The sequence below is a fragment of the Hungatella sp. genome, assembly GCF_046966825.1.
Map to the genome: position 1 here is coordinate 1 of NZ_JBKVCZ010000216.1, position 6,995 is coordinate 6,995.

Genomic DNA, 6,995 nt, shown 5'->3' on the forward strand with positions numbered 1-6,995 from the left:
CTGTTACGGCGGGGTGATTTTTGGCAGCCTGGGAATCCTGTTTGCGCTGTTGTCCAAAATGGGAGATACGATGGAGGGCTATGCGAAGGCAGGTCTCATTACCTCGATTATCGCGCTGTTTCTGGCGGCCATGGCAATGATATTTCTATTTGGAATGATGAGTTCATCCCTTCTGTCAGGAGGTGCTTTTTAATGAAGACAACGTCAACGGAACTGAAAAAACGTGCGAAGCTTACGCTGTCAGGCAACTATGGAACAGCCGTGGGAGCTATGCTGATTGTGTATGTCCTCCTGATCGTCGTTATGATGATTTTTATCGGTATATCTGCAGTCAGCACACTCTCCTGGATCGGCGAACCCGGCTTCAACCGGGGAGGCTGGATGCGCTCACTGGCAATCGATATGGTGATTTATTTCATCGCGATCCTTTTGGTTTACCTCATAATGGTCGGAATACGAAGGATGTTCTACTATATGTGTACAGGCCAGCCGTATTCACTGGGAGATATGTTGTTTGCCTTTACTCACAGACCTCAAAGATTTTTAGGCGTATACTTTATCAACCTGGTATTTGGTATAATCATTGGAATCCCATATTTTGTGGTAAGCGTTTCCGCCCGTATTACGGGTTATATCCCCATACTGGCAGCGCTTCAGTTTCTGATGTATCTGCTTCAGATAGTCGGAATCGTCGTGTATAGCCTGCATTTTAAAATGGCGGTTTACCTTCTGATGGAAGATCCCGAGCGGACGGTGATCAGCTGCTTCCGGGAGAGCGCGGCGCTCATGAAAGGGAACAAGGGCCGCCTGTTTTATCTGGGAATCAGCCTGATCGGGATGTATTTGCTGGGGTTCGGATCGTTTGGAATCGGGTTTTTGTGGATTTTACCGTATATAGAGACGACCATGATTCACTTCTATCTCGATATGAGCGATGGATCGCGCCGGGAAGAAGCATATGATTACGAGGAACCGGTTTATGACGGCAGAAGCTGTGACGGCCTTTATGGAAATGTACCGGAGTAATAATTTGTATCACACATAGGAAATGCGCATAGAATACACTAAGGAATATAGAAGGTGCAGGCTATGCGCATTTCAGATCTTAAACAAAAAGAAGTGATTAACATCTGCGACTGCAAACGCCTTGGTTATGTGGGCGACGTGGATTTTGATATGGATACGGGCTGTCTTCTGGCGATCATCGTTCCCGGGCCGGGCTGCTTCTGTGGATTTCTGGTCAGAGAAAAAGAGTACATCATTCCCTTCTGTGACATCTGTCAGGTGGGGAGAGATATTATCCTGGTGAAAGTAGATCTGGAAAAAGCTGAGGAAAAATGCAAGATATAGTGTAATATGTGCTTGCGAATCTACGGATTGTGGGGTATGATATACATAATTAAAAAGTAACGGATCCGGAGCCGCGAAAAACTGTGTATTCTTTTTTTCGCGGTTTTGGGTCCTGCACAAAAAACAGTGGGATTTCTCATTTCTGAAAAGAAGGTAAGAGAAATCGCCCAACAGGAGGATAGCGACGTGAAATGTCCATTTTGTAATGAAGCAGATACAAAGGTCATTGATTCAAGACCGGCGGATGACAACAGCTCCATCAGGCGCCGCAGGCAGTGTGAGAAATGCGGAAAGAGATTTACAACGTATGAAAAACTGGAGACTCTCCCGCTGATGGTTATTAAGAAGGACGAGTCCAGAGAAGTCTATGAACGTTCCAAGCTGGAAAAAGGAATCCTTCATTCCTGCCACAAGCGTCCCGTTTCTTCCCAGCAGATTGATTCCATGGTGGACGAGATCGAGACACAGATATTCAATATGGAAGAGAAGGAAGTCTCCAGCTCCGCGATCGGAGAGCTTGTTATGAAAAAGCTGCAGGAGGTCGATGAGGTCGCATATGTCCGTTTCGCCTCCGTATATCGTGAGTTCAAGGACGTGAATACGTTCATGGAAGAGATCGGAAAATTATTGAAAAAGTAGGAAGATGTATGTTTAACAGATTTTATCCGGATGAAGACGTGGCCTCTGCGTATGACATTCCGTATGACGCCCTTTATAAAAAGGGAATCAGAGGCGTAATCTTTGATGTAGACAACACCCTGGTGCCCCATGACGCGCCGGCGGATGAGAGAGCGAAGCGCTTGTTTTCTCATCTGCGGGCGCTTGGCATGGACACCTGCCTGCTTTCCAATAACAAAGAGCCGCGGGTGGCAGCTTTTGCAGAAGCTGTCGGCGGCTCTAACTATATCTATAAGGGCGGAAAGCCGGGCGTGAAGAATTATAAGAAGGCGATGGAGCTCATGGGGACGAGCTTAAACAGCACGATATTCGTGGGAGATCAGCTGTTTACCGACGTCTACGGGGCCAAACGGACGGGAATCAGGAGCTTTCTGGTGAAGCCGATCAATCCGAAGGAAGAGATTCAGATCGTATTAAAACGGTATCCGGAGGCACTTATCTTATTTTTTTATCGCAGGGACAAAAAGAGGAGACAGTATGATAAGCGGAAAAAGTAAAGTATGCGGAGTCATGGCGTATCCGGTGGAGCACTCCATGTCACCGCTCATGCATAATTATTACTCGGAAAAGACAGGAACAGATCTCGTCTATGTACCGCTTAAGGTGGAGCCGGGACGTGTGGAGGAAGCGGTAAAAGGAGCCTACGCCCTTAATTTTACCGGCATGAACGTCACGGTTCCTCACAAGCAGGAGGTCATGAAATACCTGGTGGATATCGACGAGGACGCAAAAGCCATCGGTGCCGTCAACACGCTGGTGCGGACAGACGGCGGCTACAAGGGCTATAACACGGACGCGGCAGGACTGAAACGAGCCATGACGGAGGCGGGAATCGAAATCCGGGACCGCACCTGCATCCTGTTCGGAGCGGGCGGCGCGGCCAGGGCGGCAGCCTGCGTGCTGGCGAAGGAAGGCGCGTCTGTGATTTATGTTCTGAACCGGAGTTTGGAAAAGGCGGAGGCCCTTTCTGAGATCGTCAATGAGCGGTTCGGCCGCAGAGTCATGCTTCCCATGGCCCTGGACGATTACGGAAGGCTGGAGTGCAGCTCCTGCCTGGCGGTTCAGACCACCAGCGTAGGGATGCATCCGAACGTGGATCACGCCCCGGTGGAGGATGCGGAATTCTATAAAAAGATCGATACGGCGGTAGACATTGTGTATACGCCGATGGAGACGAAATTTATGAAATACGTTCGGGCAGCCGGCGGCAAGGCCGTGGGAGGGCTCGATATGCTGATTTACCAGGGCGTTATCGCCTACGAGCTGTGGAATCCGGAGACCGTGTTTACCAGAGAGATGATCGACGGTGCGAGAGTGCTGATGCGGGAAGAACTGGAGGCGGCGCGATGAAGAACGTGATTTTGATCGGCTTCATGGGGGCCGGTAAGACAACGGTCGGGGAACGGTACGCAAAGAAGCACGGTCTCCCTATGGTGGATACTGACTGGCTGATCGAAGAGCGGGCAGGCATGACGATATCGGAGATATTTGCGCAGAAGGGCGAGGACGAGTTTCGTAGGACGGAGACGGCGGTTCTCCAGACGCTTCTTTCCGATACACAGGAAAAGGTCATTTCCGTCGGAGGCGGGCTTCCCCTGCGGGAAGAAAACAGAAGGCTGCTGAAACAGCTTGGGACCGTGATTTATCTGGAGGTGAATCCGGATACCGTGCTGAAACGGCTGAAGGGAGATACGACAAGGCCGCTGCTTCAGGGCGGAGACGTGACGCGGCGTGTGGAAGAGCTGATCGCGGCCCGTGGCCCCATATACCGGGAGGCTGCCGGACTGATTGTGGATGTGAATGGACGGAGTGTCGGTGAGATTGTGACGGAGCTGGAAGAAAGGATGGGATTTGAATGAAGCTGCTTCTTTTAAATGGACCGAATTTAAATTTTCTTGGAATCAGGGAAAAAGGTGTATACGGCACTGAGGATTACGGATATCTTGTCCGTATGATGAAAGAGAAGGCGGAGAGAGAAGGACATGAACTGGATATTTACCAGAGTAACTTCGAGGGCGGCTTAATCGATAAGATCCAGGAAGCGTATTATAACGGAACGGAAGGCATTATCATCAATCCGGGCGCGTTTACCCATTACAGCTACGCGTTGAGAGATGCCCTTTCCTCGGTGGAGATTCCGAAGGTGGAGGTACATATTTCCAACGTGCATAAAAGGGAAGAATTCAGGCATACTTCTGTTACGGCGCCTGTCTGCGACGGCCAGGTTCTGGGGCTGGGACTGAAGGGTTATGCCCTTGCCATGGACTATTTGACAGGCCGTGAATAACGGCGTGTATACAGAAAATGAAAAAAATAGTTGAAAAAGGTATTATTATAGTATAGAATAAAAAGGATTAAGAGAATTTCAAGGAGGAATATCATTTATGATATCAGCGGGTGATTTTAGAAACGGTATCACATTAGAGATTGATGGTAATGTTTATCAGATTATGGAGTTCCAGCATGTAAAACCTGGTAAGGGTGCTGCATTTGTCAGAACTAAAATTAAAGACGTAGTGAACGGCGGTGTAGTAGAGCGTACTTTCCGTCCTACAGAGAAGTTCCCGGCGGCCAGAATTGACCGTGTGGACATGCAGTATTTATATGCGGATGGCGATCTTCATAACTTTATGGATACGAACACTTACGAGCAGATCGCACTGAGCCCGGAAGTAATCGGAGACGCGTTAAAGTTTGTGAAGGAGAACGACATTTTAAAGGTTTGTTCTTACAATGGAAAGGTGTTCTCTGTTGAGCCTCCGTTATTCGTAGAGCTGGAGATCACTGATACAGAGCCAGGCTTCAAGGGTGATACGGCACAGGGCGCTACAAAGCCGGCTACCGTAGAGACCGGAGCAGTCGTTTACGTTCCGCTGTTTGTGGATCAGGGCGATAAGATTAAGATTGATACACGTACTGGGGAGTATTTATCCAGAGTATAAGAACAGGATACGCCGCAGACTAAAGCAAAAGACGGTAAAAGAGTGTGGTAAATGTTGGCCTGGAGGCCAGGATTTACTACCCTCTTTTACCGTCTTTTTTGTATTGCCGAAGCATTGGTAACCGTTCAAACATTGACAAAGAGGGGGAAGACGCGGTAAGCTGGTAAGAAATGGAGATGGGGAAAGGGAGGATTTTATGTTTCGGATTTTGCTGGTGGATGATGAGGCGCAGGAGAGGGAGGGAATCCGGTTCCTGATTGAAAAATATAGGCTGCCGCTTTCGGTGGTGGAGGCGCAGAATGGGCAGAAGGCGCTTGAGTATTTGAAGGGGCACCCGGTGGATATTCTGTTTACCGATGTGAAGATGCCTTATAAGGATGGGCTGGAGCTGGCGAAGGAGACGTTTCAGTTTAATCCGGATATCCGGATTATTATCTTCAGCGCGTATGGGGAATTTGAGTATGCGAAGAGGGCGATGGAGGCCAACGCCGTGGATTATCTACTGAAACCGATTGAACTGGACGAGTTCGAGAAGGTCATGAATAAGGTGATCGGGGATCTGGAGAGGCAGAGAGAGGAGTCAAAGCAGGAACAGGAGCAGAAGGAAGCTTCCATGAAGCGGGTGTTTTATAAGGTGTTTACAGGAGGGAGCGTGTCGGCGTCTGATCTGGGGATGCTGGAGGAGTATTTTCGGACGATTGGAAAGGAACGGAAGGTGCTTATAAGCCTGGAGAGCGGGCGGAATATTTTTGAACAGCAGGAGGAGGTCTTTTTGAAGCTGCTGCATACATATATCCGAATTCCATGCGAATATGTGAACCTGTATCCCGATTCGTCGGTGGTGCTTCTGGCCGATGAGAACCGGATCGTGGGAAGCGGGCTGCAGAAGCAGCTGGAGAAACTGGCCAGGGACGGCAGACAGCTTCTGGGGACTGAGATATCAATCGTGGTCAGCAGGGAATTTACTACGGTGGAGGAGATGAACCGGCAGATGGAGGAGATCAGCCAGATTCGGAAGAATTTCTATGGGACGGGCGGTGAGATCACGTTTCTGTCTGAGATTGTATTAAATTCGGAGTATTATGCCGCGGAGGTGGAGCGGATTAAGGAACTGATGATCGAGGCGATTGGGGACAGGAACGACGATCTTGTGATCCTGTACGGAGATCAGCTGGTGGAGACGATGGTGGGCGGCCATGTGGTCAGCCGGATCTATGTGCATCATGTCTTTTACGATATTCTGTCGGCATTTTACAGCCAGTATGGAGTCAATGACAAGCCACGGCTCTTTGAGAGCGTGGAACGGCTGCTGTCCTACAAAGATGGCGAGGAGCTGGAGGTGAATTTCCGGGCAGTCTTAAATGAGGTGCTGGCAAAACGGACGGACGCCGTGGGGGACAGTCCCAGGATCGTGGAACGGATCAAGAATATTGTCAGGGATGAATACAGGAGCGATATCGGACTTGAAGATATCGCCGAGCGGGTCAATCTGGCTCCGGCCTATTTGAGCTATCTGTTTAAGAAGGAGACCGGGGCAAACCTGGTCAAATATATTACCGATTACCGCATGGAACAGGCCAGGAAGCTGCTGGAGGATGAGGAACTGAAGATCGTTCTGGTGGCAAAGGCCTGCGGATATGAGAATCAGCCGTATTTTAACCGGCTGTTTAAGAACTATTACGGAATGACGCCCCGGCAGTACCGGGAGAAGAATGGAAAGCAGCAGGGATGAGGATGAAACGATTGCTGAAGTGGTATTATGGAAGCGCCTCGATCCGGAAGAAACTGGTAATCAGCTATCTGCTGCTGATTACCGTTCCGATCCTGGTGCTGGGAGTGTACTCGTATTCGGTGTCGAAACGCAATATGGAGCGGCAGACGGAGGAGACCATACGGAATAATGTACGGCTGATGGCCTCCGATTTGGAGACCTCGCTGAAGAGGGAAAATGACAACATCAAATATCTGTCTTATAACGCAAAATTCCGCCAGGTGCTGAAAAACAGCAGGGGAAACCAGGTGGAG

9 protein-coding genes and 2 pseudogenes are annotated in these 6,995 nt (G+C 49.5%); all 11 read left to right on the forward strand.

The window, feature by feature from the left end; genetic code table 11:
• A pseudogene (locus ACLTD4_RS32305) lies at positions 1 to 193 on the forward strand (hypothetical protein); the annotation flags it as partial.
• Positions 193 to 1,026, forward strand: a complete 834-nt coding sequence (locus ACLTD4_RS32310) for a DUF975 family protein (RefSeq protein ID WP_117621673.1) — start codon at positions 193 to 195, stop codon at positions 1,024 to 1,026. The pseudogene ACLTD4_RS32305 and the gene ACLTD4_RS32310, both read left to right, overlap by 1 nt.
• A 63-nt stretch (positions 1,027 to 1,089) precedes the next feature.
• Positions 1,090 to 1,350 carry a PRC-barrel domain-containing protein gene (locus tag ACLTD4_RS32315; protein ID WP_002603593.1) on the forward strand — a complete coding sequence of 87 codons (261 nt, stop codon included), beginning with the start codon at positions 1,090 to 1,092 and terminating at the stop codon, positions 1,348 to 1,350.
• Positions 1,351 to 1,536: 186 nt separating this feature from the next.
• A complete protein-coding gene (nrdR, locus tag ACLTD4_RS32320; RefSeq protein ID WP_002603594.1) occupies positions 1,537 to 1,989 on the forward strand; it encodes a transcriptional regulator NrdR in 453 nt (150 codons plus the stop codon).
• An 8-nt stretch (positions 1,990 to 1,997) separates the two neighbouring features.
• Positions 1,998 to 2,525, forward strand: coding sequence for a YqeG family HAD IIIA-type phosphatase (locus tag ACLTD4_RS32325; protein WP_055653095.1), 528 nt, complete (start codon positions 1,998 to 2,000; stop codon positions 2,523 to 2,525).
• Positions 2,506 to 3,378, forward strand: coding sequence for a shikimate dehydrogenase (aroE, locus tag ACLTD4_RS32330; protein WP_117621674.1), 873 nt, complete (start codon positions 2,506 to 2,508; stop codon positions 3,376 to 3,378). The genes ACLTD4_RS32325 and aroE overlap by 20 nt, the downstream gene beginning before the upstream one ends.
• Entirely contained in the window at positions 3,375 to 3,887 is a 513-nt protein-coding gene (locus ACLTD4_RS32335; RefSeq protein WP_002603597.1) for a shikimate kinase, read from the forward strand. The genes aroE and ACLTD4_RS32335 overlap by 4 nt, the downstream gene beginning before the upstream one ends.
• On the forward strand, positions 3,884 to 4,315 hold the full coding sequence (gene aroQ / locus ACLTD4_RS32340; RefSeq protein WP_055653093.1) for a type II 3-dehydroquinate dehydratase: 432 nt from the start codon (positions 3,884 to 3,886) through the stop codon (positions 4,313 to 4,315). The genes ACLTD4_RS32335 and aroQ overlap by 4 nt, the downstream gene beginning before the upstream one ends.
• A 97-nt stretch (positions 4,316 to 4,412) precedes the next feature.
• Positions 4,413 to 4,970: an elongation factor P gene (efp, locus tag ACLTD4_RS32345; RefSeq protein WP_002603599.1), complete on the forward strand. Its 558-nt coding sequence runs from the start codon at positions 4,413 to 4,415 to the stop codon at positions 4,968 to 4,970.
• A 196-nt stretch (positions 4,971 to 5,166) separates the two neighbouring features.
• Positions 5,167 to 6,702, forward strand: coding sequence for a response regulator (locus ACLTD4_RS32350; RefSeq protein ID WP_117621675.1), 1,536 nt, complete (start codon positions 5,167 to 5,169; stop codon positions 6,700 to 6,702).
• Between the two features lie 2 nt (positions 6,703 to 6,704).
• Positions 6,705 to 6,995, forward strand: a pseudogene (locus ACLTD4_RS32355) (histidine kinase); the annotation flags it as partial.